Below are 25579 nucleotides of genomic sequence, written 5' to 3'. Positions count from 1 at the left end.
TCAGATGGTAGAACAAATCGTTGTCGTCGGATCCGGCGTCATGGGACGTGGCATTGCGTACGTTGCCGCACACCGTGGATTTCAGGTGACACTCGTTGATATTAAAGAAGCGTATGTCGAAAGTGCCTATCAAGAACTCGAACGCATCGCGGAGAAAGGCATCGCGCGGGGGAAAATATCCGCGAATGAGGTCGAGGGACTGTTCGATCGACTGCATCTGTCGACCGACCTAGCTGAGGCGGCACAACAAGCGGATCTCGTCATTGAAGCAGTACCGGAACAACTCAGCATCAAACAGCAAGTCTTTGAAACGCTAGAAGCAAATGCACGTCCGGACTGTTATTTCGCGACGAACACGTCGACGATGAGTCCAACGGAAATTGCGTCCTTTACGAACCGGGCGGACCGGGTCATGGCGATGCATTTCTTCAATCCGGTCCATCTGATGCCGCTGATCGAGCTCGTTCGTGGTCTTGAGACATCGGATGAGACGGTTGCAGCTCTTGAACAGGTAGCGCGTCAAATGCAGAAGGAAACGGTCGTCATCCGTGAGTTTCCTGGGTTCGTCACTTCGCGGATTAGTGCGCTCGTCGGAAACGAAGCGTTCTACATGTTACAAGAAGGACTTGGAACACCGGAAGAGATCGATAAAGCGATCAAACTCGGCTTAAACTACCCGATGGGACCATTCGAACTCGGGGACTTGGTCGGACTTGATACTCGGCTCCACAACTTAAAGTATCTGCATGAGAAGCTCGGCGAAAAATACCGTCCGGCACCACTGCTCGAACAGTATGTCAAAGCGGGTCGACTCGGTCGTAAGACAGGTCGTGGTGTCTATGATTATACGAATCGCGAGGTGACATCATGAAACGGGTCGCCATCATCGATGCCGTTCGGACACCGATCGGTCGCTATAACGGCGCGTTGCGTCAAGTTCGCCCGGATGACTTAGGAGCACGCGTCATCGAAGCGTTGCTTGAGCGTAATCCACAAGTCGATCCGAAGACGATCGAGGAAGTCATTTTTGGCAATGCGAATCAGGCGGGAGAAGACAATCGCAACGTCGCCCGGATGTCGGGACTACTAGCTGGTCTACCGGTCGAAGTAGCCGGTACGACGATCAATCGTTTATGTGGATCAGGACTCGACGCCGTCATCGCGGCGGCGCGCGGAATTGCCTTAGGTGAAGGTGATATCTATATCGCTGGTGGGACGGAAAGCATGACGCGTGCACCGTTCGTTCTCGCGAAGCCGGATCAGGCCAACCCACGTGGCAATCAGACGATGTACGATACGACGATTGGTTGGCGCTTCGTCAATGATCGTTTAGCAGATCAATACGGAACGGATTCGATGCCGGAAACAGCTGAGAACGTCGCCCGTCAGTACGGAATCTCGCGCGAAGCACAGGACGACTTTGCGTTCGAAAGCCAACAACGCGCAAAACGAGCGATCGAGGCAGAGCACTTCACGGACGAACTGGTTGCGGTCACACAAACGGACCGGAAAGGTAACGTCAGCGTCTTTGACCGCGATGAACATCCTCGTCCTGAGACGACACGTGAGAAACTGGCGACACTTCGTCCGTTATTCCCGAACGGTACCGTGACGGCGGGGAATGCATCTGGTGTCAACGACGGTGCGTCGGCGTTGTTATTGATGAGTGAAGAAAAAGCAAACGAACTCGGTTTGACGCCGCTTGGGTATTACCGGGCGAGTGCGACGGCAGGGGTCGAACCTGCCATCATGGGGATCGGACCGATCGACGCGACGAAAAAAGTCCTCCGACGGGCAGGGTTGACGGTCGAACAGCTCGATCAAATCGAGTTGAACGAAGCGTTTGCGGCTCAAAGTCTTGCCTGTATCGAAGCACTTGGTTTACCAAGCGAAAAAGTCAACGTCAACGGCGGTGCGATTGCCTTCGGTCATCCACTTGGTGCAAGTGGGGCGCGGATTTTGACGACATTATTGCATGAGATGCGCCGGACGAACCGGACGTATGGTCTCGCGACGATGTGTGTCGGAGTCGGACAGGGTATCGCACTTGTCGTCGATCGGGAGGGGCTCGTATGATTCACTTAGAACGAGAAGGCTATATCGCAATCGTTCGGATTGATCGTCCAGAACGTTTGAACTGTCTCGATTATCCGACGCTTGTCGCTTTGCAAGAACAGGTCGATGCGTTATCGGTCGACCCGGAAGCGCGGGTCGTCCTGTTTACGGGAACGGGGAAAGCATTTAGCGCCGGCGCCGATTTAAAAGAACGCGTGCATTTAAACGAAGAAGAAGTCCGGCGCAATGTCCTTGCGATCCGGAATGTCTTCACTTCGATCGCACAATTGCCGCAACCAACAATCGCAGCCGTCAACGGTCACGCGCTCGGCGGTGGGTTCGAGTGGATCCTTGCCTGTGATTTCCGTTTTCTCGTCGAGGATGCACTCGTCGGCTTGACGGAAACTAGCTTCGGGATCATTCCAGGAGCCGGTGGAACACAACGCTTGCCACGACTGATTGGGGAGACGCGGGCAAAGGAATTGATCTTCACGGCGAAAAAAATCGATGCGATGACAGCAGAACGGTACGGACTCGCGACAGCCGTTGTTGCCCGGGAAGCGTTGATGACGACGTGTCTTGAGTTTGCCGGTCAGATGTTACAGAATGGTCCGATTGCCTTGCGCCAAGCGAAGCGAGCGATTGATCAAGGACGGGATGTCTCACTCGAGAAAGGACTACAGCTCGAGACGGAAGCCTATGAAGTCGTCATTCCGACGGCTGATCGTCAGGAAGCGCTACAAGCCTTCGCTGAAAAACGACCACCACGCTTTGAAGGAAGATGAGGATGGTCGACGTTTGAAATAACCCGTATACTAACGATACACACTATGAACGACTGAAGAGAGAGTGAATACCATGAGTGCGAACACCCAATCGATGATCTTTACGATTTACGGCGATTATATCCGCCATTACGGCAATCAAATCTGGGTCGGGAGTTTAATTCGACTCGTCAAAGAGTTCGGACATAACGAGCAGGCCGTTCGGGTTGCTGTGTCCCGGATGGTTAAACAAGGCTGGCTCGTCTCCGAGAAACAAGGAAATAAAAGCTTCTATTCATTGACACCACGTGGGGTGGAACGGATGGAGGAGGCTGCACGTCGGATCTACAGATCAACACCGCACGACTGGGACGGGAAGTGGCGGACGCTGATGTACACGATTCCGGAGGATAAACGCCAGATTCGCGATGAGCTCCGCAAAGAACTGACGTGGAGTGGGTTTGGCAACCTATCGAATGGGGTTTGGATTTCACCGAACCCGCTTGAAAAAGAGGCGGAACGATTGATTGAAGCGTACGAAATCGAAGAGTATGTCGATTTCTTCGTCGGTGAATACCACGGTCCGAAGCAAGACCAATCCCTTGTTGAGCGCGCTTTTCCACTAGAGGAATTGCAGGAACGTTACGAAACGTTCATCACGGATTATAGCCGGCAATACATCGTCCATCAGAGTCAGCTCCAACTAGGAGAAATGACGGATGAGCAGTGTTTCGTCGAACGGACGATGCTCGTACATGAGTACCGAAAATTCCTCTTCACGGATCCGGGACTCCCGCAAGAACTATTACCGGATGCTTGGAGCGGACACCATGCGGCACTGTTGTTCGAGCAATATTACCGTCTGCTTGCGCAACCAGCGAGCCGGTTCTTTGAATCAATCTTTGAAGAGACACACGATGTGTCACAACGTAGCGCTTCGTATGATGCAACAGAACACCCGCTGTTTGCGGAACGATGATATATATAAAAGCGGGACGGATCACGCAATCCGCCCCGCATTCGTGTCATTCAGATGTGTTTTGTTCGGTTGATCCTGCGAGAATGTTTCGGAAAGCGTAACCTTTATCGACATAGGAATCAATCGACTCCTGAATCATCGCGAGGTCCGCTTCCGTCAGTTCACGCACGACTTTACCCGGTGAGCCGATGATCAGCGAACGGGGTGGGAAGACTTTTCCTGATGGAATCAACGTGTTCGCCCCGATGATGCATTCTTCACCGATGTCTGCGTGATCAAGAACGGTCGCGCCCATTCCGACGATCGAACGACGTCCGATTTTACAGCCGTGTAAAATCGCGTTATGTCCGACCGTCACTTCATCCTCGATGACGACAGGTGCGCCTTCGTACAGATGAATCGTTGCGTTGTCTTGGATACTGCAGCGTTTGCCGATTGTAATCGGTCCTTCGTCACCGCGTAATACAGCGTTGAACCAGATGGTAGACTCGGAACCGATCGTGACGTCTCCAATCAGATAAGCGCCAGGAGCGATGAATACATCGGATGCTACGTTCGGATGAATCGATTGATACGGAATCTTCATAACAGAACGACCTCATTTCTAGGATAAGATGAACTACTATTCATTCCCTGTCAGTATATCATGCGGTGGGAGTCGAGAACGGAGGAAAGATATGTTTCCGATTTGTGAGCTATTCAACATTCGTTATCCATTGATCCAAGGAGGGATGGGTAACATTAGTCATGCAGCACTCACGGCAGCGGTGTCGAATGCCGGAGGACTCGGAACGCTTGGGTGCGGTACGTTGTCGGTCGATGAAGTAGCGTCTCGGATTCACGAGACACGAACCCTGACGGAGCAACCATTTGCCTTGAACATCGCGATTCGTGTATCTCCTTATACGGAAGCACTGATCGATCTCGCGATTGCAGAAAAGATTCCGGTCGTCTCTTTGTCGGCAGGAAATCCGGCACCATACATAGAGCGACTTCAAGCTGCTGGCATCAAAACGATCGCTGTTGTCGCTTCAGTCAAACAGGCAGTAAAGGCAGAACAGGCAGGCGCTGATGTACTCGTAGCGGAGGGAGTTGAAGCGGCAGGTATCAATTCCCCGCTTGAACTGACGACCCTCACTTTGATTCCGCAGCTTGTCGACCGGGTCAAGATTCCGGTTCTTGCAGCGGGTGGGATTGGCGATGGGCGTGGGCTAGCAGCTGTCCTGTTGCTTGGTGCTGCCGGCGTCCAGCTCGGAACACGGTTGATCGCGACGGAAGATGCGAAGGTCCACCCAGTTTATAAATCGCGCTTAACGGATGCGACAGATACCGATACACGCATCATCGGGCGCTCCGTTGGATTTGTCCGACGTGTCCTTGATGGTCCTTACGTCGAACAGCTCACAGCCAAGACACCTGCTGCTTTTCTCGATCAGACGAATGAGTCGTATCATATTACAGGCGCTCTTGAAGGCGATGAAGAGAAAGGATATGTCAACGCTGGACTGGTTGCCGGTTTGATTCGTGATGTGCCAACGGTTGCTGAGTTGTTTACGCGCATGATGGAGGAAGCAGAGGAACAGCTGAAGCGGACGACTGCTCGTTTTGCGACATGAACATACAATGATGACCCGTAAACCCGCTTTTGGAAAGCGGGTTTTTCATGTTTTTTTGAAAATGGGACATTTGTCCTTTTCAAGTGAGGCACAAATAAGGTCTACTCTAGTGTAGAGATTAAAGGAGGAGATGACGTGCAAGGAGTCGTGTTTGCTTTGATGAGCGGTCTGTTCATCGCCCTGCAAGGTATATTCAATGCGCGCCTTGCGACAGGCGTCGGACCGTGGTTATCCGTATTGATCGTCCACTTTGTTGGTCTGATGGGTTGTTTAGTCATTTATAGCTTCGTACGAGATCGGAAAATCGGCGGATTCCGTCAGTTACCGTGGATTTATGCGAGCGGTGGTTTGATTGGCGTGCTAGTCGTCGTAACGGAACTCACAGCGATCCAAAAACTCGGCATGACATGGGCGATGTGTTTGTTACTCGTCGCGCAGATTTTATGTGCCTTTCTGATTGATTTAAAAGGATGGTTCGGTGTCTTAAAAAAACAAGGAAATCGTGGTCAGTGGGTTGGTGTGGGTCTCATGCTTGCAGGAGTTGCGATTTTCTCACTTGCCTAAAGGGAGGGAACGAACATGGAAACCGTCATCCAACAATATGGACTGGATACGATTTTAACGGAAGAGACGCGCGCTTGGTTGCGTGAAGAAACCTTCCGAAAAGGAGAACTCCTCTGTACGACCGGTGCAACAATCGACCGGATGTACTTCATCGTCGCAGGCAAGGTCAAGATTTCTGCTGCTTCGTCAGAAGGGAAACAACGGATTTTACGATTCAAAACACCACTGACAGTGATTGGTGACGCCGAGTTCATCAATGAACGAGAAGTGTTGAATACAGTTGAGGCGGTGACCGATGTCGATGTGTTGAGCGTGCCGTATGCGATTTTACGCGAGCACAATACGACGAATGTCTTTCTGCAATTTTTACTACGAACAATTACAGCGAAATGGTATGCCGATTCGAAATCAGCGTCGCACCACGTACTCTATACGGTCGAGGAGCGATTTGCAGGCTACTTATTATCGATTGCGTCCGAAGCTAGTGACAGTTTGTTTTATCAGGAGATGCGGACGTCGAATCTACATGACGTCGCTGACTGGCTTGGAACGAGTTATCGTCACCTTAACCGGATTATCACGAAGTTGTGTGAGGAAGAGATCCTTGTTCGACGACGTGGCAAGATCATCATCGTCGATTTGGAACGGATTCGCGAGAAAGCGAACGGTAACAGCTATGAGTAAGGAGGAACGAACATGATAATAGGCATTGTGTGTGCCGTATTGGCTGGAATGTTAATCAGTTTGCAGACGGTATTGAATGCTCGGATGAGTGATGCATTCGGCGCATGGGCGACGACGACGCTGGTTTTCTTCGTCGGCTTCATCGGAGCAAGTGTCACGTATGTTCTGTTTCGTGGTGGAACAATCGGACAGATTCAAAACGTATCGCCACTCTATTGGTTCGGTGGACTCGTAGGTGTTGGCGTCGTCTTTTGTGTCATGCGTGGAATTCAATTGCTTGGTCCGTCCGTCGCGATCTCTGTCGTTCTGATTTCGCAGTTAAGCTTTGCCCTCGCTGTCGATACGTTCGGTTGGTTCGGTTTGCCGCAAATCGATTTATCGTTTGGTCAGCTCATCGGTCTCGCTGTCATGGTGTGTGGCATCTTCGTCTTGAAACGGTATCAAGTCGTGGCACCGGAACAACAGGCAAAGGATCAACTAGAACGTGTTTCATGACTTACTTTTTCCATAACAATGAAACAGGTCAGCAAACTAACGTTTACTGACCTGTTTTTATATACATTTTTTTGAATCAGACCGTCGTCGTATCTTTCCATTCCTGTTCGATGAAGGCATCACGACCAGAAGCAGCACGATCTTTTTTGTAGTGTTCTGGATTTTTCTTATGGAAGTCTTGATGGTACTCTTCCGCTGGATAAAATTCAGAAGCGGCATCGATCCGCGTCACGATTGGCTGTTTGAAACGGTTGCTTGCAGCAAGAGCGTCACGAGAAGTAATCGCAGCTTCATGCTGCGCATCCGTATGATAGAAGATTGCTGGCGCGTACTGCGTACCGCGATCTTGGAATTGACCTTCTGCATCCGTCGGATCCGTTTGGGGCCAGTAGAGTTCAAGTAAACGCTCGTACGGGAACAGGCTCGGATCAAACGTGATTTGGACGACCTCGAGGTGTCCCGTCGTTCCTGTTTTGACTTGCTCGTATGTCGGGTTATCGACGTGTCCGCCCATGTAACCTGATACGATTCCCTCGATTCCTGGTAATTCTTCAAATGGTGTCACCATGCACCAAAAACATCCACCTGCAAATGTTGCTTTTTCCATCTGTCTCTTCCTCTCCGTGGGAAATCCCCATTGTATGTCTGACAGCGAGAAAACGAAAACGACTCCTTCGCTTGGTTGCAAAAGGAGTCGCCGCTTTTTATCAACCAAAGCTTTCGCTTTGCTGGTCGTAGCACCTTGCTATGCGCAGGTTGCTGGGACGTCATCGATCCAGATCTCTCGGTCCACTCTTGATAAGGGTATATGAAGTTGATGTCATTCGTTATCATTGTTGTGATGATACCATTCACAAAGAAATAAAGTCAATCCTTAGAATTTAAGGCACGTAAAACGGTTGCTCCAAGTGTCTTCGCACCAATCAACAACGCTTGTTCATTGATCTCGTACTGTGGATGGTGCTGCGGATAGTTGACGCGACCGTCCGTATAGCCAGAGCCGGTAAAGAAATAACTACCCGGGACGTGTGTTAAGTAATGTGCGAAGTCGTCCGCCGCCATCATTGGTGTGAGTGCCCGGACGGATGCTTCCGGTAAGAAAGCAGCAGCTTCCTGAACGAGTTTTGTCTCATCCGGGTGATTCCAGAGCGCCGGGTAACCAGTCGTGAAGTCAATCGAATACGAAGCACCGATGCCGGCACACGTCGTCTTAGCGACAAGATCGACTTCTTGCCGGAGCTGATGCCGAAGTGTCTCGTTGAACGTTCGGATTTCCCCGACAATGCGTGCCTCACCCGTAACGATATTTGGTGCTGTTCCTGCATGGAAAGAACCGATTGCGAGAACAGCCGGCTCAAACGGATCAACCCGTCGACTAACGAGATGTTGTAAGTTGCAGACGAGTTGCGCTCCAGCGACGAGAGCATCTTTTGTTTTATGCGGTGCCTGGGCATGACCACCTTGACCATGGACGATGATTTCGAATTCGTCGATCGCACACAATGTATGTCCTTCCCGGAACCCGATCGTGCCAACCGGTAAATCATTTTCGAGATGTGTCGCGAAAATTGCATCGACCCCTTCGAGGACGCCGGCTTCGATCATTTGGATTGCTCCACCGGGAAAGACCTCTTCTCCATGCTGGTGGATGATCCGAATCGTTCCTTGCAATTGATCGCGTAACGGATAGAGAGTAGCAGCAAGGGCCATCACGATCGCCGTATGACCATCGTGTCCACAAGCATGCATGACCCCGGGATGGATCGACCGGAAGGCAAGCGTCGTCTCTTCTTGAAGCGGTAAAGCATCAAAATCGGCACGGACCGCTATCGTCGGACCAGGCTGTTTGCCTTCGATCGTCGCGACGACACCACGACCTCCGACGGCTGTTTGATGAGGAATTCCCTGTTCTGCGTAAAAGGCGGCAATCCGTTCTGGTGTGCGGACTTCCTGGAAAGAGAGTTCCGGGTGTCGATGAAAATCGCGACGTAACGCGATCATCGTCGGTTCGAATTGTTCGAGTGCTTCAAAAAGTTGAGTTTGCATGTTCAAGCTCCTTTAACGTGTGTCTTTTCGCGAAAATGGGTACAGATACAGGTAATCACGAAAGGGGATAATGTAACATGGGAGAAATCGTCGTCAATGCTGTACTTACAATCAAAGCTGGACTTGCGGATCAAGTCTTCCCGATTTTACAAACGGTCTATCATGCTTCACAAAAAGAAGAAGGATGCTTACGTTATTCCTTGCACCAATCGATCGAGGATGAGCATCAATTCATGTTGTATGAAGTGTATCGGGACGAAGAAGCGCTTGAAGCGCATATCGCATCCGACCACTATAAAGCCTACCGTGAACAGATCGAATTATACTTGATGGACCGACAAGTGGCGAAATACGTCGAGATGACTTTCTGACGTGTTGCGATAAGAAGAGACGAACCCGTCGAAACCGACGGATTCGTCTTTTTTATTACATCGATTTAAAGCCGAGGAAATGCTCCTGCCAACGCGGTTCATAGATTGAATTGATTTGCAGCTGTGAACCACCCGCATGGATGAAGTGTTCGTTATCAAGCATGATTCCAATATGCGATGGACCGTCTGTATAGGTGTTCTGGAAGAAGACGATATCTGAGCGTTTACCACTTGAGATGCTCGTCCGGCGATTCGTGAAGAACGCACCATACCAGTAGCCACGAACGTTCGTCCGACCACCGTATTTTCCAGCTTGGTTCGTCGCATAGTGAATCAGTCCGGAACAGTCGAAGCCACCGTTTACGGCATCTTGCGAACCCCATGTGTAGGGTGTTCCGATATGCTGGACGGCTGCTTGGATCAGCTTTTCACCACGCGTATTATTCTTTTTGACGACTCGTTTATCCGACGTGATCGTCACGGCGGATACCGGAAGATAGACAGGTGTCCAACCTGATTGGATGACATAGAAATTTCCGACCCGGTGACGCGGATAGACGCGTTTGCCTTGTTCAACAAGTCCACTGCCTTTTGGGCTCGTCGGACTTGCGAAAAAGGATGTCGTCTGTTTGACGGTATAGATTTTCGCCCGGTCGATCGCTTTTTGTGCCAGGCTCATATCGGGTTTACTCGTGCTGATATAAGGGTTGAGGACATAACCGGTTTGACCACTGACTAAGCGGACTTGCCAAAAGTCATCATCAATCGATTTCAAACCGACTAATTTCGTCCCTTTCTTCAAATAAGCGGCCGGACGACTGTAAGCGACGTCGGCAGAGAAGAGGGGAGTTTGATCTAGATGAACATAAAACGTCGTCCCTTTTTTTGCTTTTGCCATCGGTTTGTTCAGTCCGATACGACTCGAATCGACGAAACCAAAGGTATTTTTGTATTTGACACGTGTATAATAACCGCTTTTTCCGTAGATCGAGATCGAGGCACCTTTTTTTAATGTACCGATTTTTTTACCCGACAGTTTTGCCTGCGACCGGATGACGACGTCGTCTTCTGTCACGTAACGTTGACCAGAGACATCATACAGATCCGGCTTTTTCGTGACGAGATCCGTCGTCTTGACGTAACCGTAGATCGATCCTTTTTTCAAGCGTGTGTAACTACCGCTCGTTCCGTAAATCGTCAATTGATCAGCCCGTTTAACAGTATAGACTGTTTTACTGCTCGTCGAAGCCGACGTATAAACAGACAGGTTGCGTTTCGCGTATCGTGTCCCGGTTGATGCATAGACTTTTCCAGTACCGAGATCAGCTGTCTTGACGTAAGCATGAATCCCGCGGAAGTTGATTCGACTATAGACACCGTTCGTCCCGTAAACGGTCAGTAAAGTATTCGTTTGATGTTGCTTTAAGATAGGACTTGAAGATTTGGCATCCGAATAGATGGGTGTAGCGCGCTGAACATAGAGGCGTGCGGTCTTCGGATAGTACTTTAGTGTCCCAAGATGTGCCGTCAGCACATAGGCATACTCGTCGTTTCGTTTGATTCGTGTAAATGAACCCTCGATGCCGTACGTTTGAAGCGAAGTATTCACAGGAAGCGATTGTACGACTTTTCCTTTCGTAGTCGCAGTAGCATAGACCGTCGTCTGCTGTTGGACGTAACGTAGCCCTGTTTCCGGATGGTTCACGATTGGCGTATCAGCTAAATCAGTCGTCAATACGAAAGCGTAACCCGTTTTAGTCGCCACACGCGTAAAAGTACCCGTCGTCCCAAACGTTTCGAATGCTTGATTTTGAACGATGGCTGTCTTCGTACTCGTCGTCTTCGGCTCAACGAAAAGTGAAGTTGTTCGTTTAACATAACGCAGTCCTGTTTCCGGATAATTTTCGACCGGCGCATCTGCTAAATCAGTCGTCAATACGAAGGCATAACCTGTTTCAGTCGCCACGCGCGTAAAGGTACCCACCGTACCGAATGTCTCGAATGCTTGATTTTGAGTGACGGCTGTCTTTGTACTTGTCGTCTTCGGCTCAACGAAAAGGGAAGTTGCTCGTTTGACGTACTGTGTTCCAACCAATTTCGGAAGTTGCTCGAGTTGTGTCGTAGGTACGTAGACGTATTGCTCTTTCCATTTCAGGCGTGTGAACGTGTCAAAAGTGCCGTATGTATCGATTCGCTGATAAGCGGGAAGTGTCGTCACGACGGTGGAGTCAAAAGGTGAAGCGACTAATGAAAGTGGACTTTTCGAAGTCAACGTTGCTTGTTTTTGGAAGACAGGCGCTGTTTGCGTTAACGCACTTGTTGCGACATAAGCAATTCCTTCTTGCCAACTGACACGAGTGAAGTCACCGTCCGTATCGAGCGTCTTGAATGTCATTCCTGCTGGTAGTTGTTGGATGACAGTGGTAGAGTCAGCTGTTTGTAGCAATGCGGTATTCTCTTTCAAATAAGCCGTTCCTGTCGTTTCTGTGACTGTTTGTACTTCTGCCGTCGGTTGAGCAGGTGGCGATTCAGCGAAAGCAGGTGCGGGTAGAACCGAGCTCAACATCAATGTTGCAGCGAGTCCAGCAACATGAGCAGTCCATTTTTTCATCAAGAGGTTCACTCCAATTCTTAAAATTTGTCATTAGGAATAGTGTAGCATGCGCTTGTTTAAAAATTGATGAAAATCAAAAAAATAGGAGATTGGGCATAAAAAAACGGTATGCCGAAGCACACCGTTTGAAGTCATATTTTAGTCATCGTCCTCATGATCGACTTGCCATTCCCAGTCGAGCATGCCGTAAATTAAAGAGTCGCGCCAGTGGTCTTCTAAATAGACCGTCTCGCGAAGCTGTCCTTCCTTTGTCATACCGACTTTTTGTAAGACACGTTCAGAAGCGACGTTCCGTGGATCACATGTCGCTGTGATTCGGTGTAATTCTAGTTTTTCAAAACCGAATTGAAGAAGGAAAGAGGCAATTGACGTCGCGTACCCATTTCCCCATTCATCGGGTGAGAGGACATATCCGATTTCGGCGATTTTATGTTCCACGTCTGTAATGACGAGTTCACCGGCACCGATGACGACGTCACTTGGAAATGTCACGGCAAAGACATAACGACGTCTTGGTGTCTCGAGTTCACTTTCTAGTGCATCGTGCAGGAATTGTTTCGTATCGGTCTCGGAATTCGGTCCCCACGACTGAAATTGGCTGACGATGGGTTGTGACGCATAGGCGTGGACCGCTTCTACGTCTTCCGGTGTAAAACGACGAATCCGAAGTTGGTCATTGATTTTATAACGCATGCAGCATCCTCCTCTTTCAGATGAAGTCACTTTAATTCTATTAGACAAATCGAAGACGAATTCCTGTTTGACACGGGAAAAAGGGCGTGCTAGGGTGGACGTATCGAATGAAATAGGCAGTATCCTCTAGGGTTCCGTACGGCTGGACCGAGGGAGGAACATGGACGTTTGTCCATGCAACGGAGGGATAAAAGCCCGGGAGTAAAGCGAATCGTCTCGCTTGCTCCCGGGCTTTTTCATTTGAAATCATCTATTAGGAGGCAATTACTATGGCAAAGTATTGGATCGGGATCATTATCGCAGCGTGTTTTGAAGTCGGTTGGGTCATCGGGTTAAAACATGCGGCAACACCATTCGAATGGGGAGCGACAGTCATCTGTATCATCATTAGCTTCACCGTATTGATTAAAGCAAGTAACCATTTACCGGTCGGAACGGTCTATGCTGTCTTCGTTGGTCTCGGGACGGCAGGGACGGTCTTGACGGACATCGTGTTGTTCGATCAAGCGGCTTCCGTGATGAAATTAGCATTGATCGCTGTCTTACTCGTTGGCGTCATCGGTCTAAAATTAGTCAGTGGAGAGGAGAAATCAGCATGAGTTGGGTGTATTTAGTCATTGCCGGAATCTTTGAGATGTTTGGTGTCGTCTTGATCAATACATTTAATCAAAATAAGAATGCGAAGAATCTACTGTTGATGGGAACAGGGTTCGGACTCAGTTTTCTATTCTTGACGCTTGCAATGAATGGCTTACCGATGGGAACAGCGTACGCGGTCTGGACAGGAATTGGAGCAGCGGGCGGAGCGATTCTCAGCATGGTGCTTTATAACGAATCAAAAGACTGGAAACGGCTCGTCTGTATCGGTCTTGTCTTAAGTGCGACGATCGGTTTAAAACTTGTCGGCGAATGACCGTTTACATGTCAAACAGATGACGTTTTAACGGAACGCATATTTTTTGGCATATTTTAATGCAAAAGAGGAAATACTCCTTATAGAAGCTACGCATGACAAATCGTGTTAATAAGGGGAGAACATCCATGAAAACGAAACAATATATCGGAACGTTCTATTCAGAAGACGAATTGATCTCAAAAATGGACGAACTACACATTCAAGGACATCGGGAAGAAGACTTTTACGTGATCGTCAAGGAGAAGTCGAATATCGCACTCGTCCGTAGCCAGATGGACGCAGAAATCGCGACAACAAAACCGTCTTGGATGGACCGGATTCGTGGGAACAAAGGTCGTGATCAAGAAGTCGATGATCTGTTCGAGTCACTTGATCTATCAGATAATGAAATCGAACAACGAAAAACGGAAGTCGAAGGTGGGGGCTTCGTTCTGTTACTTGAAGTCCAAGACATCCAGTTCGATCCACATTTAAATACAGACAACACACATCCTGATGTAAAAGTCCGTTATGGTAGTGGAGAAGAAACGCATACGTCATCAGACGCTAATTCTAACGCACAGCTTGGCTCAGGTAATTCGCTTGACGTTGATAAGGATTCAAAGGAAGAGCACGCGGAGATTGATTTGCATCGCGCAGGTACCGATAAGATGCCGCAAGACGAGCAAGCAATCGATCATTCGAAAAAGCTCGATGGAAACCGAGAACCGAATATTGCGATGCGTCGGGATGATGATTTCCGGCGTCCAGAAACAGAATACGAGGAAAAAGAACAGGATGCAACGCAAGACGGTGAAGAACATCGTCAATCCAAACATCAATCGAATGACATTGCCAAGCAAGACCATGGAAATAATTTAGACCGCTAAAATAATAGAATGGAATCACACGTCAGGGTCATAATCGAAGAAGGTACCTTTCGGATAAAATCTGAAAAGTACCTTCTTTTTGTATGGAGATAAAACGAGAATCGTCTCGTTTTATTTATCATCCGGATTTGATCCTGTACGCACATTAGCGTTCAATTGATCAATCGCTTGCATATCAGTGTCTGACAAGCTGAAGTCGAAGACATCGAGATTTTCGCGAATCCGGCTTGGTGTGACGGATTTCGGAATCGCGACGATGTCATGTTGCAAGTGCCAACGGAGAACGACTTGAGCAGGTGTTTTCTGATGACGGTCGGCGATATCGACGATGACCGGATGCGTCAACGCATCGCGTCCTTTCATCAACGGACTCCATGCTTCGACGACGATACCTTGCTTGCGGCAAAAGTCTCGAATCGCTTCTTGGCTAAGAAACGGATGGAGTTCAATCTGATTGACGGCAGGAACAACCGATCCTTCGGCTAAAATTCGTTCCAAGTGAGGAATATGGAAGTTCGAGACACCGATGGCACGCGTCTTCCCTTCTGCATAGAGATGCTCGAGCGCTCGCCATGTCTCGACATAGCGATCTTCTTTAGGCATTGGCCAATGAATCAGATACAAATCAACATAATCAACGCCGAGCTTTTGCAGACTCGTCTCAAAAGCGGCAAGTGTCTCTTCATAGCCATGATCGGAATTCCAGACTTTCGTCGTCAGAAAGATCTCTTCCCGGGGAATACCCGAGTCACGCAGAGCACGACCGACGCCTTCTTCGTTCTCATAAATCATCGCCGTATCGATTGAGCGATACCCGGCGCGAAGCGCTTCGCTGACCGCTTCATATACTTCTTCTTCCGGTACTTTAAAAACACCATATCCGAGTTGGGGCATACTGATACCGTTATTTAACGTGATCTGTTGCATCGATTCATCGACTCCTTTATAGTAAATTCTTTTCTTGTCTAGTGTACGCGCTCCTCCTATAAAAATCGAATGATTGCCGAAGCGCGTTCTTTTGCGTATACTGAGCGATAACAAATATTAGGAGGCGATTCTGTGATTCGACAAGCTGTTTTACAATACATACATGAGGAACACGCACTCGATCAACTCGAAGAAATAATAGGTAACCGTTCGGCAGTCTTGATTCATGGACGTCAAGCCTACGAAGCAGCTGCTTTTGCTTTACCGGATGTTCCCCGCTTTTTATTTGAAGGACATTGTACGGATCAACAGGTGGCATTCTTCAAACAAGTATGTGCTCCGTATGATGTGATTCTCGCACTCGGAGGTGGGAGTGTCATCGATACGGCAAAACAGGTCGCGTTTCAATTACAACGTCCTGTCATCGTCATTCCGACGATTGTCTCGAACTGTGCCCCGTGGACTCCGCTCAGTGTCATGTATAACGAACAGGGACAGTATATTCGATTTGACACGTTTCCTGTCGTGATTGAAGCTCTTTTACTCGATCATCGTATCATCGCAACGAGTCCGTATGATTATTTTGTCGCCGGACTCGTCGATACGCTAGCAAAATGGTATGAAGCACGTGCCTTGAGTGGGTCTACAGCAAGCGATCCCGTCATCGAGACGGCACTCCGGACAGCTGAGCGATGCAAGGACCTCATTTTGTCGACGAATGTGACAGAAAAACGTTTTCGTGAATATCCAGCTGAAATCCAATACCTCGTCGAGACCGTCATTCCATTAGCCGGAAGCATTGGAGGTTTTGGTGATGCGGCGACACGCGGTGCAATCGGACACGCGGTACATAACGCATTATCTCCTTATCCAGAAACTCATGCGTTCTTACATGGGAGTAAGGTCGGTTACGGGTTACTCGTCCAAGAGAAGCTGCTCGGACATGATGATGATTATATAGAGTTGCGTGACTACCTTCTTGCACAAGAGCAGCCAACGACACTCACTGATTTCGGAGTTTCGCTCAACATTGTCGAAGCACTTGCTTTTCAAACATCGAAAGAGGAGCTGTGCCGTCTGTTGCGTCCAATCGTATCAGCAGAACAACTAGTCGATGCCATCACACAGAACGAGACAGTTTCCGTTTCGACTTCTTAACCTAAAAATACGCACATGTTCCGTCAGACGGTCCATGTGCGTATTTTTATTGTGCTTTCGCCAAATGAGCGTAAGGAGTGGGACGACCGAGTAGGTATCCTTGACCAAGATCAAAGCCGAGTTCGCGGCAAAAATCGAGTTCTTCTTGACGTTCGATGCCTTCAGCTAAGATTTGAATCCCCATTTCTCGCGTTAGATAACGGGCTTTTCGTAAGAACGCTTCGTTTTCTGAGTTCGTATCGCAGTGATCGATGAAGGAACGATCGATCTTAATATAATCCGGTTGAAGCAAGGACAACATATCAAGTGTTGAGAAACCAGCGCCGACATCGTCTAGTGCCACTTGAATGCCTTGCTTTTTATACTGTTCGAAGACGTGTTTCAAATGGTTGACGTCTTCAATTTTTTCCGTTTCGACGACTTCGAAGACAAGCCGACTTGGATCAACTTGATAACGCTCAACGATTTCAAACGTATGGCGCAGGCAGTACTCCGGATTATAGATCGTCGAAGGGAGAAAGTTGATGAACGTTTTTGTTGTGCCACCGATATGATGTGTCGCGCGAATCGCTTCTTCGCGCGCCCGTTGATCAAGCCGAGAATGAAGCCCCATCTTCGATGCTGTTGAGAATAGGACACCTGGTGAGATAGGAGTGTTGTCATCTGCTGCTCGCAGTAATGCTTCATTCGCAACGAGTACATTTTGTTGAATATCATAAATCGGTTGCAAATGGCTCGTCATGACACCGTGTTGGATAAAATCAATTGCTGACCGATGCTTTAGTTGTTCTAGAAGTGCTGAAGCTAGAATGGGTGCTGTCACATAACGCGATTGTGTGGCGCGACAGGATACCGAATAATCCGCTACACGCAAGAGCGACGTTAGTAACTGTTCGAGTTGTTCGAACGATTGATAGGAATAGATTTCTGGTGTTGGTGATTGGATATGGAGTGCTCCAGCTTCGACGAAACGGATTGATGTCGTACATTCGGCGCAAGGATGCCACATAAAAGATGTCCACCTCTCGATACATCAAAAGATGTATTTATTAAATTGGTTAAACTCTTTACCCTGAGAGAAAAAGAAATTAAACCTATTTTTCATAATCATTGACCTCATATAAAAAAGAGAAGGGAACGACGGATGCATTTCCGTACGTTCTCTTCTCTATCGGTCACATGATTTCATTGTGAAGTGTAAAATATCCAAAAAGCGAGATGCAACATAGCTGCAAGTGGCACCAACCATTGGAATTTCGCTTTCCGTGTCTTGTGCCGGACTGTATACATACCGATCCAAGAACCGAGCGCACCACCGAGAAAAGCAATCGTCAATAGTGTCGCTTCCGGTGTCCGGTAAGCATGTTGTCGTGCTCGACGTTTATCCTGCCACATCGAGCCAAATCCGATGAGTGTCAGGAGGATGTAATAACCTAAGATAATCCTCATGAAAACTGACTCCTTTTCTAACGTTCGGCACCACCGCCGCCGGAACTTCCGCCACCACCACGACTACCGCCGTTTCCACCACCGCCACCGCGCATGATCGCGGAAAAAATGTTCAAAATCGCAAAGAAGAACATACCGCCGGTGAACTTCATGTCGAGGAACAATAAGATCAGTAATCCGGCACCGATCAGAATCTTCGTCCACAGCGGAAGTCCACCATCATTTTGAGATTTCGGAGGGTCTTGCGACTCAAGCGACTGATCTTTTGAAATGACACTGACGACAGCTTTGTATGTTTCGCTTGCTGCTTTTCCATACTGACCATTCTCTTTATAAGGAACCGCGTATTGATCGAGGATACGACCGGCCGTGATATCGGTCAGAACCCCTTCGAGTTTATAACCGACCTCGATCCGAAATTGGCGATTCTTTTCGTTCGGAGCGACGACGACGAGTACACCATTGTCTTTTCCTTTTTGACCGATTCCTTGTCGCCGGAATGTTTCATTGGCGTAAGAACTTAAGTCCTGTCCTTTTAGATCGGAAACCGTCTTCAGCACGACTTGCGCCGTCGTGTACTGTTCGAGTTCCTGACCGAGTTGCGCGAGTTCGGCTTCTTCCGACGGTGTGAGCAACTGAGCATCATCTTGAATGAAAAAGGCTGCTCCCGTTCGTTCTGAAACGGCACTAGCCGTCGGAACGAAGAGGAAGAAGACGAGGAACGCGCTCAACAGAAGTCGCGTCCACCGCCGAATCATTTCGAATCACTGTTAAAGTCGACAGTCGGATTTTCTCGGTCGCTGTCTGAAATTTCGTAATACGGCTTTTTCTCAAATCCGAATGCAGAGGCATAGAGTGCTGTTGGGAAGCTCCGACGTTTTTTGTTATAAAGCGTCACGGCATCGTTGTAATCCTTGCGGGCGATCCCGAGACGATTTTCTGTTCCTTCCAGCGTATCCATCAATGATTGGAATCGTTCGCTTGATTTTAGTTCCGGATAAGTGGTTTGCAAAGCAATCAATCCACGAAGCGAAGACGTGACTTGTTGATCGGCTTCAATCCGTTGTTCGGTTGACGCGGCGCGCGCAAGACCAGCTTGAGCTTCAGCGACTTTACCGTATACTTTTTCTTCTTGACCCGCGACACCTTTGACCGTTTCGACGAGGTTCGGAATTAAATCCGCACGACGCTTGATCTGGTTATCGACTTGCGACCATTTATTCGATACATCTTCTTCTACATTGACGAGGCTGTTGTATTGGCCGATTGCTAAAAACGCAATCACGACGACGACAACGACTCCGATGATTAATGGGAGTTTTGATCGACTCCGACTTCTGCGTGCCATATGGCGTTCACTCCTTTAAGTATGTCTCATCCCTATATACCCTTAACCGAATGAATTAGTTTCAAAAAAAATAAAAAACCGTCAGCTAAAATAGCTAACGGTTAGAATTTACATGTAGACGATGACAGCAAGAACAGCTGCTAAGACAAGACGGTAGATCGCGAACGGGACGAGTTTGATCTTGTTGATCAGCTTCAAGAAGAAGCGAATCGATAAGAGAGCAAACACGAACGATGCGATAAATCCGACGGCATAGAAACCGAAATCACTCGCATGAATGTTATCCCAGTTCTTAACGAGTGAGAGGAAACTGGCACCGAACATGATCGGTACGGCCATGATGAACGTGAAGTCAGCTGCCGTCCGGTGATTCATGCCGAGGAAGACCCCTCCTGAAATCGTTGAACCAGAACGGGAGAAGCCAGGCCAAAGGGAAATACATTGGAACAGACCGACGAATGCTGCTTGGCGATATGTAATCTGATCAAGCGATGTCGTTTTCGGTTCCTTTGGTCCGAGTTTGTCGGCTGCAATCATCAAGAGGGCACCGACCGCAAGACCGATGATGACTGTTTCAATCGAGAAGAGGTTCTCATCGATGAAGTCTTCGAATAATAATCCGAGGATAGCAGCAGGTAATAGACCGATCAAAACGTGACGTAGTTTTAACTTGTGTGTACCCGTCGCATCGTGTTCTCCTTCAATTTTATACAGACCAATCAAACTGAAGAGACGTTTCCAAAAGACGACGATGACCGCAAGGATTGATCCGAGCTGGATGACGACCTTAAAGGTGTTCGCTGAGTATTTACCGAGAAATTCGGTTGTTTGTAACCACATGTCATCAACGATGATCATATGACCTGTTGAAGAGACAGGTGCGAATTCCGTCATTCCTTCGACGAAACCGAGTAAAAGAGCTTTCAAGAGTTCAATGATATGCATGGTAATCTCCTTCTATAATGATGTGCTATGTAAAAACATATCATGTTTTATTCTTGTGAGATAGAACCAATCGGAATATCGGGCGCAGGTCTGAGGGAACGTGACCAATCTGATCCGTGAAGACGCACTTCGATCATAGAAAGCAAGAGAGACGAAATACTTAGGACAGCAACGCAAACTTCAAGACGAAGTTTGTGTGTAGGACGGCATCTTGAATAAAATCCTCCGCTTATCACACAAGGTCAGGACAACTTCAAATTGAATAATGATTCGAATGGGAATAGATAAACGAGCAGTGGAGGATTCAATCCACTGCTCGTTGCTTTTGAGCTCAACCTAAAGCGACATCGAGAATCATCATGACCGTGAAACCGACCATTAGACCAAGTGTCGCTAAATCGGATCCGTTCTCTGCTTGTGATTCCGGAATCAATTCTTCGACGACGACGAAAATCATCGCACCAGCAGCAAACGATAACGCATATGGTAGAAGTGGTTGAACGAAGAAGACAGCCGCCGCACCGACCATCGCGGCAATCGGTTCAACGATTGCTGACAATTGACCGTAATGAAAGGCACGCCGGCGCGACATCCCTTCACCGCGTAACGGAATCGATAACGCAGCACCTTCGGGCATGTTTTGAATGCCAATCCCGAGTGCGAGTGTCAAAGCCCCGGCGACGGTCGCTCCGTCCATATTCAAGGCAGCGGCACCAAAAGCGACACCGATCGCAAGACCTTCCGGAATGTTATGCAACGTGATCGCAAGAAACAGCAACGTCGTTTTCTTAAGTCCTGTTGAAGGACCTTCAGCTGTTTCAAGTGGTGCGGATAAGTGCAAATGCGGTGTGACGAAGTCAAGGAGACGGACGAAAAATCCACCCGCAAGGAATCCAATTGCAGCAGGAATCCACGCGATGCCACCGTCCTGCTCCGTGAATTCGATCGCTGGGGCGAGCAAAGACCAGAATGAAGCGGCGATCATGACACCGGCTGCAAAACCAAGCATCATGTTCATGACGCGTTTTTCAATCGTTGTAAAGACGAAAACGAGTGCCGCACCAAGTGCGGTTAATCCCCAAGTCATCATACCGGCAAGTAATGCTTGCACGACGACGGGGAGGGAAGTGAACCAATCCAACATGACTATTCCTTCTTTCCGGGCACGATTTGAAGCGGCTATCTGTATGAAAGCTTACCCGTTTTCGATCCGAACGATTCGTGTGAAGGAGATTTCTACTACAACACGACCACGCAGAAAGAGAACAGAACGTTCAGGCTCTAGCCGTTCAACAAAACCGACGACCGTCACGTAGCTACTTTCCTTATAATACGTGATTTCGAGTTCGTTTCCTTCTATTAAAGCCTCTTGAAGTAGAAAGTGCCACGATTCTTGCAGTTGTTCATCGATTTCAGGCAAGTCGAGCTGATGCATTTGGACATAATACTCCCGGAGCAATTGCAAGTGCTCCGGCATGAGAAAAGGGATCCACTTTAAATTCCCTCGATCACGATACGCTGTCATGAAGATCACCTCCTGGATGACCGCCAACGAAACGAAGCCGCCGTTTGGCGATGCTCGTATCGAGAAACGAGACAGCGAGACGAATCGTTCCTTTTCCGTAGCGGAGGTTAACGATGTCCATTGCTTTTAATAACCGCCGCCGCTTCCAGAGTCGCGTATTATCCTCGAACAAGGATAACTGTAAGGTGCCTTGATCGGCAGTTAGATGTCCCACTGCGACAGATAAAAAACGAACGGGTTCCCCGTCAAGCCAATTCGGTTCGAATAATTGTAAGACATGACGCAGAATGATTCGCTCATCGGATGTCGGATAAGGCAACCGGACTTGACGCGAGAAGCCACTTCGGACGACGTTTCGAGAATAGCGGACACCGATATGAACAGTCCAACCGACTTGATTCGAAAAGCGGCAACGTGCCGCAACATCCTGCACGAGTTCGTTGAGCACATTCCGGATACGTTCGAATTGATAATAGTCCTGCATCAAGGTCACACCGTGTCCAATCGTCCGTTGAGGGGCTTTCTCGAACAAATGGCGAGGGGCAAGCAGTGTCGGTGACGCGTCAAGACCCCAAGCGTGGTGCCATAGTTCGGCGCCGATGACACCGAAGCGTTCATGTAACTCTTCGACTGGGCGCATGGCAAGGTCACCAATCGTTTCAATCCCCATCATCTGCAGATGTTGTTCCATGCGGTGTCCGACTCCCCACATCTTCCGAATCGGAAAATCATGGAGACGTCGTGCGACATCAGCGTATCCACATTGTGCGATGCCTTCTTTTTTCCCGATTAAGTCAAGCGTCAGTTTCGCGATGACGTTATTTGGACCAATCCCGATGCGGACATGAATGCCGGTCTGCTTCAGAATCGCTTCTTGAATCTTTTTGGCAGCTTGCAGATTGGAACCAAACAGGCGATCGGTTCCAGTCATGTCAATGAAACTTTCGTCAATCGAATAGACACGAATCGCTTCAGGTGGGGCAAATTGATGCAGGACATCTAAAACACGAATCGACGTTTTCATATAAGCGAGCATGCGCGGTTCGACGAGTTGAATCGTACGACGAATGGCGTAGGGTAATTGCTCGATTTCGTACAGTCGACCGGCTGTCTTGATTCCAAGCGCTTTTAGGGCGGGAGTAGCGGCGAGAATGACGGATCCGCTTCGTCTTAAATCGGAGACGACCGCAAGACGTGTCGTTAAGGGAGGGAGATTGCGATACTGGCATTCACAGCTGGCGTAGAAGGAAACACTGTCAACACAAAAAATACGTTTATTCTGTGGTAAAACGACGGAAGGAAACATTTGAATCACTCCTTTACATAAAAGAACATATGTTCTTGTTTTGATTTTCTTTGACTATAGCATGGTCTCAAAGTGTCTCAAAATAAAAAACTGTTGAAAAAAGAGGGAATTCGAACGATTGACCCTTATGCAAGAGGAGTTTGATACACTAAAGGAGAGAAAAAGGGGGAATTTCTATGAAAGAGATCGTTATCCGTTTACCAGAATTACCGAAAACGCTTCAAGCAGAGACGTTCGATCAAGTCGAAATCGACGATCCATATCTGAAAGGAGCACGTTATGAAAAGGAGTCGATGCCTGTCGAACTGACGGAGCGTATCGATGCCTATCAAGTATGTTTTCAAAATGTCTCGTTCGCGAACCTCACCTTTGACCGCGGTTCGTTCGAAGATATTCGTTTCGAGCAATGTGACTTAACAGGATGTCACTTCCAAGAAACCCGTTTTCACCGCGTGTCTTTCGTCGGATGCCGGATGACGGGTGTTCAGTTTGAAGATTGTACGCTTGATCATCTGACGATCGAAGAAGGACTCGCAGACTATGCCCAGTTCATTCGTAGTACTGTCCGTCATCAGCATTGGAGTGAAACGACGATGAAAGAAGCACAGTTCTTCGAAGTGAAACCGACCCATTGGAAACTCGAAGCGGTCCGGCTTACTGATAGCCAATGGATTGAAACACCATTAAAAGGTCTTGATCTCCGGCAGACGGAACTCTCTGGTATCACAATCGATCCGCGATTTTTACCGGGCGCAGTCATTACGGAAGAACAAGCAGTCGCCTTCGCTCGATTATTAGGATTGGTCATTCCATGAAAAAAGTCTCTTTTCGATGAATTTCGAAAAGAGACTTTTGATTTGTTCTTAAAATGACATCGTTTCGCCATCTTCCGGAATGAGGAAATGGGCAGAGAGGTGGAAAGCAGCTAAAAAGTCAGCAATCATGTCGCGCCGTAGGAGACAGTGATTGACGGACTCGAGGTGCGAGACGATGATCGTTGCTTCCGCTGCTGCTTCGTGTACGGCAAGGAGATCACGCTGCGACATCGTGATCGGTTCTCCCGTCAGGAACTGGGCAGCCCCACTGTTGACGACGATGATATCTGGTGTATGTTGTTCAATCGCATGCGCGACCTCGTCACACCAGATCGTATCACCTGCGATATAAAGCGTCGGTTCGTCCGGATGCGTGAGGACGAGTCCGGAGACATGTCCCATTCGTTCACCGATTTCACCGACACCATGCTGTCCACCTGTTCGATGGACCTGGATATCACCGATCGTCACACCGGAATCGAAGGAAGAGACGTTCGTGAAGCCGGCTTCTCGGATTTGCCGTGCGTCTTCTTCTTGCTGCGCATAGAATGGCAAATGCTTGGGTAGAAATTGTTTTGCAGCATCATCGAAATGATCCGCGTGCAGATGCGTGACGAAGACAGCGTCAGGATCGAGCAGTGTCTTAACATCGACCGGTAAGTCGACGAGTGGATTGGCGACGGCATTCGGCGTTTGACCGAAAGGAGGTAGACTGCCTTTTTCGCCGAGAAACGGATCGATTAGTAAAACTTGATTGGCATACGTGACGACAAGCGTCGCATTACGAATTTGTTGAATATCCATTAGGTTCATCCTCTCTCAATGACTCGGATTGATTATTCCCCGTCTGGCATTCAATGAATCCTATCGTAAGCGTTTCTCCATCGCCATGACGTCGACGTATTCGCCGTTCAAGCGACCTTGTTCCTTAAATGTCCCAACAATCCGGAATCCGGAACGGATGTAGAGCTTTTGTCCGATTTTATTGAACGGGAAGGTAAAGAGAATCAGCTTATGCATCTGATGATCGCGCGCATGTTGTTCGGCAGTTTCTAACAACTGTGTCCCGATCCCTTGTCCGCGATGTGTTCGAGTAATGTAGACGGAAATCTCACCAACTGTCGCATAGACAGGACGCGGGTTATACGGATCAAGAGAAATGAAGCCGAGGACACCTGTCTCATCTTCTGCGACATATCCAGCGTAGCGATGCGTACGCTCTGCATACCACTGGGTCATGAACGATAAATCTTTTCGATCCGTCTCAAGCGTTGCGATTCGGTCTTCGATGCCTTCATTATAAATGGATAGAACGGCGGGTAAATCATGTTCCGTTACAGGACGAATATGCATGTTGCTCACTCCCCAATCGCTTTTCCCTCATTATATCTGTTACGTGTCGATGTAGTGATATGTTTGTGAGATAAGAAAAAGCGCCGA

30 protein-coding genes and 1 riboswitch are annotated in these 25579 nt (G+C 48.5%); of the genes, 14 read left to right on the top strand and 16 right to left on the bottom strand.

Features of this window, described 5'->3' with window-relative positions; all coding sequences use genetic code 11:
• Positions 1 to 4: 4 nt before the first annotated feature.
• The 4 genes from B3S86_RS00440 (at position 5) to paaX (ending at position 3798) form a co-directional block, all read left to right on the top strand.
• Entirely contained in the window at positions 5 to 871 is an 867-nt protein-coding gene (locus tag B3S86_RS00440; RefSeq protein WP_290747974.1) for a 3-hydroxyacyl-CoA dehydrogenase, read from the top strand.
• Positions 868 to 2076, top strand: coding sequence for an acetyl-CoA C-acyltransferase (locus tag B3S86_RS00435; protein WP_290747972.1), 1209 nt, complete (start codon positions 868 to 870; stop codon positions 2074 to 2076). The genes B3S86_RS00440 and B3S86_RS00435 overlap by 4 nt, the downstream gene beginning before the upstream one ends.
• Positions 2073 to 2840 carry an enoyl-CoA hydratase-related protein gene (locus tag B3S86_RS00430; protein WP_290747969.1) on the top strand — a complete coding sequence of 256 codons (768 nt, stop codon included), beginning with the start codon at positions 2073 to 2075 and terminating at the stop codon, positions 2838 to 2840. Before B3S86_RS00435 ends, B3S86_RS00430 begins: the two co-directional genes overlap by 4 nt.
• A gap of 73 nt (positions 2841 to 2913) precedes the next feature.
• Positions 2914 to 3798 (top strand): phenylacetic acid degradation operon negative regulatory protein PaaX, encoded by an 885-nt coding sequence (paaX, locus tag B3S86_RS00425; protein WP_290747967.1) that lies wholly within the window; start codon positions 2914 to 2916, stop codon positions 3796 to 3798.
• Positions 3799 to 3844: 46 nt separating this feature from the next.
• On the opposite strand, the gene B3S86_RS00420 is transcribed toward paaX, so the two are convergent.
• On the bottom strand, positions 3845 to 4384 hold the full coding sequence (locus B3S86_RS00420; protein WP_290747965.1) for a gamma carbonic anhydrase family protein: 540 nt from the start codon (positions 4382 to 4384) through the stop codon (positions 3845 to 3847).
• Positions 4385 to 4475: 91 nt separating this feature from the next.
• Here B3S86_RS00420 and B3S86_RS00415 point away from each other — a divergent pair, with 91 nt between their 5' ends.
• The 4 genes from B3S86_RS00415 (at position 4476) to B3S86_RS00400 (ending at position 7157) form a co-directional block, all read left to right on the top strand.
• The gene (locus B3S86_RS00415) at positions 4476 to 5414 is read left to right on the top strand and encodes an NAD(P)H-dependent flavin oxidoreductase (RefSeq protein WP_290747962.1); all 939 of its coding nucleotides are present in this window, start codon (positions 4476 to 4478) and stop codon (positions 5412 to 5414) included.
• A 135-nt stretch (positions 5415 to 5549) separates the two neighbouring features.
• Positions 5550 to 5978: a DMT family transporter gene (locus B3S86_RS00410; RefSeq protein ID WP_035411027.1), complete on the top strand. Its 429-nt coding sequence runs from the start codon at positions 5550 to 5552 to the stop codon at positions 5976 to 5978.
• A 15-nt stretch (positions 5979 to 5993) separates the two neighbouring features.
• Positions 5994 to 6662 (top strand): Crp/Fnr family transcriptional regulator, encoded by a 669-nt coding sequence (locus B3S86_RS00405; RefSeq protein ID WP_035399014.1) that lies wholly within the window; start codon positions 5994 to 5996, stop codon positions 6660 to 6662.
• Between the two features lie 12 nt (positions 6663 to 6674).
• Positions 6675 to 7157, top strand: coding sequence for a DMT family transporter (locus tag B3S86_RS00400; RefSeq protein ID WP_214748566.1), 483 nt, complete (start codon positions 6675 to 6677; stop codon positions 7155 to 7157).
• Positions 7158 to 7233: 76 nt separating this feature from the next.
• On the opposite strand, the gene msrA is transcribed toward B3S86_RS00400, so the two are convergent.
• Both msrA and B3S86_RS00390 read right to left on the bottom strand, forming a co-directional pair.
• Entirely contained in the window at positions 7234 to 7764 is a 531-nt protein-coding gene (msrA, locus tag B3S86_RS00395; protein ID WP_056063762.1) for a peptide-methionine (S)-S-oxide reductase MsrA, read from the bottom strand.
• Positions 7765 to 7858: 94 nt separating this feature from the next.
• Positions 7859 to 7962, bottom strand: a riboswitch (SAM riboswitch).
• 62 nt (positions 7963 to 8024) lie between these two features.
• On the bottom strand, positions 8025 to 9203 hold the full coding sequence (locus B3S86_RS00390; protein ID WP_035411015.1) for a M20 metallopeptidase family protein: 1179 nt from the start codon (positions 9201 to 9203) through the stop codon (positions 8025 to 8027).
• A gap of 77 nt (positions 9204 to 9280) precedes the next feature.
• On the opposite strand from B3S86_RS00390, the gene B3S86_RS00385 reads away from it, so the two are divergent.
• Positions 9281 to 9574, top strand: a complete 294-nt coding sequence (locus tag B3S86_RS00385) for a putative quinol monooxygenase (RefSeq protein ID WP_035411012.1) — start codon at positions 9281 to 9283, stop codon at positions 9572 to 9574.
• 55 nt (positions 9575 to 9629) lie between these two features.
• On the opposite strand, the gene B3S86_RS00380 is transcribed toward B3S86_RS00385, so the two are convergent.
• Positions 9630 to 12185: an SH3 domain-containing C40 family peptidase gene (locus B3S86_RS00380; RefSeq protein WP_290747951.1), complete on the bottom strand. Its 2556-nt coding sequence runs from the start codon at positions 12183 to 12185 to the stop codon at positions 9630 to 9632.
• 141 nt (positions 12186 to 12326) lie between these two features.
• Positions 12327 to 12881 carry a GNAT family N-acetyltransferase gene (locus B3S86_RS00375; RefSeq protein ID WP_035411009.1) on the bottom strand — a complete coding sequence of 185 codons (555 nt, stop codon included), beginning with the start codon at positions 12879 to 12881 and terminating at the stop codon, positions 12327 to 12329.
• Positions 12882 to 13150: 269 nt separating this feature from the next.
• On the opposite strand from B3S86_RS00375, the gene B3S86_RS00370 reads away from it, so the two are divergent.
• The 3 genes from B3S86_RS00370 to B3S86_RS00360 all read left to right on the top strand — a co-directional run bounded on the left by B3S86_RS00370 (position 13151) and on the right by B3S86_RS00360 (position 14666).
• Positions 13151 to 13480, top strand: coding sequence for a DMT family transporter (locus B3S86_RS00370; RefSeq protein WP_290747947.1), 330 nt, complete (start codon positions 13151 to 13153; stop codon positions 13478 to 13480).
• A complete protein-coding gene (locus B3S86_RS00365) occupies positions 13477 to 13794 on the top strand; it encodes a DMT family transporter (protein ID WP_035411003.1) in 318 nt (105 codons plus the stop codon). The genes B3S86_RS00370 and B3S86_RS00365 overlap by 4 nt, the downstream gene beginning before the upstream one ends.
• 128 nt (positions 13795 to 13922) lie before the next feature.
• Positions 13923 to 14666 (top strand): general stress protein, encoded by a 744-nt coding sequence (locus B3S86_RS00360; protein ID WP_056063752.1) that lies wholly within the window; start codon positions 13923 to 13925, stop codon positions 14664 to 14666.
• Between the two features lie 111 nt (positions 14667 to 14777).
• Here the strand turns inward: B3S86_RS00360 and B3S86_RS00355 are convergent, their stop codons facing one another.
• Positions 14778 to 15593 (bottom strand): aldo/keto reductase, encoded by an 816-nt coding sequence (locus tag B3S86_RS00355; RefSeq protein ID WP_056063749.1) that lies wholly within the window; start codon positions 15591 to 15593, stop codon positions 14778 to 14780.
• A gap of 132 nt (positions 15594 to 15725) precedes the next feature.
• Here B3S86_RS00355 and B3S86_RS00350 point away from each other — a divergent pair, with 132 nt between their 5' ends.
• Positions 15726 to 16751, top strand: a complete 1026-nt coding sequence (locus B3S86_RS00350; RefSeq protein WP_035410994.1) for an iron-containing alcohol dehydrogenase family protein — start codon at positions 15726 to 15728, stop codon at positions 16749 to 16751.
• 46 nt (positions 16752 to 16797) lie between these two features.
• On the opposite strand, the gene B3S86_RS00345 is transcribed toward B3S86_RS00350, so the two are convergent.
• From B3S86_RS00345 to B3S86_RS00310, 8 genes are all read right to left on the bottom strand, one after another.
• On the bottom strand, positions 16798 to 17760 hold the full coding sequence (locus tag B3S86_RS00345; RefSeq protein ID WP_290747937.1) for an EAL domain-containing protein: 963 nt from the start codon (positions 17758 to 17760) through the stop codon (positions 16798 to 16800).
• A 176-nt stretch (positions 17761 to 17936) separates the two neighbouring features.
• Positions 17937 to 18200 carry a DUF1294 domain-containing protein gene (locus B3S86_RS00340; RefSeq protein ID WP_290747935.1) on the bottom strand — a complete coding sequence of 88 codons (264 nt, stop codon included), beginning with the start codon at positions 18198 to 18200 and terminating at the stop codon, positions 17937 to 17939.
• Between the two features lie 17 nt (positions 18201 to 18217).
• On the bottom strand, positions 18218 to 18958 hold the full coding sequence (locus tag B3S86_RS00335; protein WP_290747933.1) for a TPM domain-containing protein: 741 nt from the start codon (positions 18956 to 18958) through the stop codon (positions 18218 to 18220).
• Positions 18955 to 19548: a LemA family protein gene (locus tag B3S86_RS00330; RefSeq protein WP_029340715.1), complete on the bottom strand. Its 594-nt coding sequence runs from the start codon at positions 19546 to 19548 to the stop codon at positions 18955 to 18957. Before B3S86_RS00330 ends, B3S86_RS00335 begins: the two co-directional genes overlap by 4 nt.
• A gap of 108 nt (positions 19549 to 19656) precedes the next feature.
• Positions 19657 to 20493 carry an undecaprenyl-diphosphate phosphatase gene (locus tag B3S86_RS00325; protein WP_035410984.1) on the bottom strand — a complete coding sequence of 279 codons (837 nt, stop codon included), beginning with the start codon at positions 20491 to 20493 and terminating at the stop codon, positions 19657 to 19659.
• A 331-nt stretch (positions 20494 to 20824) separates the two neighbouring features.
• Positions 20825 to 21637: a ZIP family metal transporter gene (locus B3S86_RS00320; protein ID WP_023467025.1), complete on the bottom strand. Its 813-nt coding sequence runs from the start codon at positions 21635 to 21637 to the stop codon at positions 20825 to 20827.
• A gap of 51 nt (positions 21638 to 21688) precedes the next feature.
• Positions 21689 to 22018, bottom strand: coding sequence for a YolD-like family protein (locus B3S86_RS00315; protein WP_214856048.1), 330 nt, complete (start codon positions 22016 to 22018; stop codon positions 21689 to 21691).
• Positions 22002 to 23324 (bottom strand): DNA polymerase thumb domain-containing protein, encoded by a 1323-nt coding sequence (locus tag B3S86_RS00310; RefSeq protein WP_290747927.1) that lies wholly within the window; start codon positions 23322 to 23324, stop codon positions 22002 to 22004. The genes B3S86_RS00315 and B3S86_RS00310 overlap by 17 nt, the downstream gene beginning before the upstream one ends.
• Positions 23325 to 23500: 176 nt before the next feature.
• Here B3S86_RS00310 and B3S86_RS00305 point away from each other — a divergent pair, with 176 nt between their 5' ends.
• Positions 23501 to 24139 (top strand): pentapeptide repeat-containing protein, encoded by a 639-nt coding sequence (locus B3S86_RS00305; RefSeq protein ID WP_035410976.1) that lies wholly within the window; start codon positions 23501 to 23503, stop codon positions 24137 to 24139.
• A gap of 48 nt (positions 24140 to 24187) precedes the next feature.
• Here B3S86_RS00305 and B3S86_RS00300 read toward each other — a convergent pair whose 3' ends face one another.
• Entirely contained in the window at positions 24188 to 24943 is a 756-nt protein-coding gene (locus B3S86_RS00300) for an MBL fold metallo-hydrolase (RefSeq protein WP_056063727.1), read from the bottom strand.
• 60 nt (positions 24944 to 25003) lie between these two features.
• Complete coding sequence (locus B3S86_RS00295; protein ID WP_056063724.1) at positions 25004 to 25492, bottom strand: arsinothricin resistance N-acetyltransferase ArsN1 family A; 489 nt, start codon at positions 25490 to 25492, stop codon at positions 25004 to 25006.
• Positions 25493 to 25579: the final 87 nt, after the last annotated feature.

This window comes from Exiguobacterium sp. UBA3968, from assembly GCF_002385115.1.
Lineage (GTDB): Bacteria > Bacillota > Bacilli > Exiguobacteriales > Exiguobacteriaceae > Exiguobacterium_A.
The sequence above is the reverse complement of the archived record's forward strand: the minus strand, read 5'-3'. Positions and strand labels throughout refer to the sequence as shown.